Annotated in this window: 1 pseudogene; it reads right to left on the bottom strand. The window is 53.5% G+C overall.

The window, feature by feature from the left end:
* Positions 1 to 1,513: pseudogene (locus FPE01S_RS26055) on the bottom strand (gliding motility-associated C-terminal domain-containing protein); the annotation flags it as partial.

The raw sequence follows: 1,513 nt of genomic DNA, 5'->3' as shown, positions 1-1,513 counted from the left end.
GGTGAAGGTGTAGGTCGACGTTCCGATAACACTGGTGTTGATCACGGCCGGGCTCCAGGTACCATTGATACCATTGGTAGACGCTGACGGTAATGCTGGTGCCACGCTATTCTGGCAGAGTGCTCCGATCACATCGAAGGTTGGTGTCACTGCCGGTGTTACAGTGATATCGATGCTCACTGGTGCAGCACACTGGCCGGCATCCGGTATGAAGGTATAAGAACCGGAAGTGGTATTATTCACCACGGCAGGCACCCATGTTCCCGTAATTCCGTTCAGGGAAGCAGTTGGCAATACAGGAGCAATGCTGCCTGCACAAAATGCTGGTATAGCAGTGAATGTTGGTGTGATTTGGTCGGTGATGGTAACATCAATGCTGACCGGAGTTGCACACTCACCTGCAGCCGGTGTGAAAGTGTAAGTAGTCGTTCCGATAACCGATGTATTGATTACGGCTGGTAACCAGGTGCCGCTGACGCCATTGAGTGAAGTGGCTGGTAGCGTAGATGCAGCACTGTTCAGACAAAGCGCAGCGATCGGATCGAATGCCGGAATAACAGTGGGTGTTACGGTAATATCTATGCTCACCGGACCAGCGCATTGTCCTGCATCCGGCGTAAAGGTATAGGTGCCGGATATTGTGTTGTTGACTAGTGCTGGCGACCAGGTACCCGTGATTCCGTTGAGTGAAGCTGCCGGCAGCACTGGCGCAGTTGTTCCCGCACAGAATGCAGCAATCGGATCGAATGCTGGTGTGATCTGGTCAGTGATAGTGATATCGATGGTTGTCGGCACACCGCAGCCAGCAGCATCCGGGGTGAAGGTATAGGTTGTGGTACCGATCGCACTGGTGTTCACTGCAGCCGGGCTCCAGGTACCACTGATGCCGTTGTTGGATGTTCCGGGAAGCGTTGGAGCCGGACTATTCAGACATAGTGGCCCGATGGCATTGAACACAGGTGTTACGCTGGTAGATATGGTAACATCGATACTAACCGGGGTAGCACAGTCGCCAGCTGCCGGCGTGAAGGTATAGGTAGTTGTTCCAATTACACTGGTGTTGATCACGGCTGGTGACCAGGTACCATTGATGCCATTGGTAGACGTAAGCGGTAACGTTGGCGCCAAACTATTCTGACAAAGCGCACCAATGGCATTGAAGGCAGGTGTCAATGCCGGATTTACCGTGATGTCGATGCTAACTGGAGCCGCACACTGGCCGGCATCCGGTATGAAGGTGTAAGATCCTGATGTGGTATTGTTCACAACAGCTGGTGACCAAATACCGGTGATGCCGTTGAGGGAAGCAGTTGGCAATACAGGCGCTGTTGTACCGGCACAGAATGCAGGTATTGCTGCAAAGGTTGCAGTGACAGCTGGTGTTACAGTGATGTCGATGCTCACCGGAGCAGCGCACTGCCCGGCATCCGGTGTAAAGGTATATGTACCGGAAGCAGTATTGCTCACCACTGCAGGCGACCAGGTCCCGGTTATGCCGTTCAGCGAAGCCGCC

It is taken from the genome of Flavihumibacter petaseus NBRC 106054 (assembly GCF_000974785.1).
In the GTDB taxonomy this organism is placed as follows: domain Bacteria; phylum Bacteroidota; class Bacteroidia; order Chitinophagales; family Chitinophagaceae; genus Flavihumibacter; species Flavihumibacter petaseus.
This window is presented reverse-complemented; position numbering and strand designations above follow the sequence as displayed.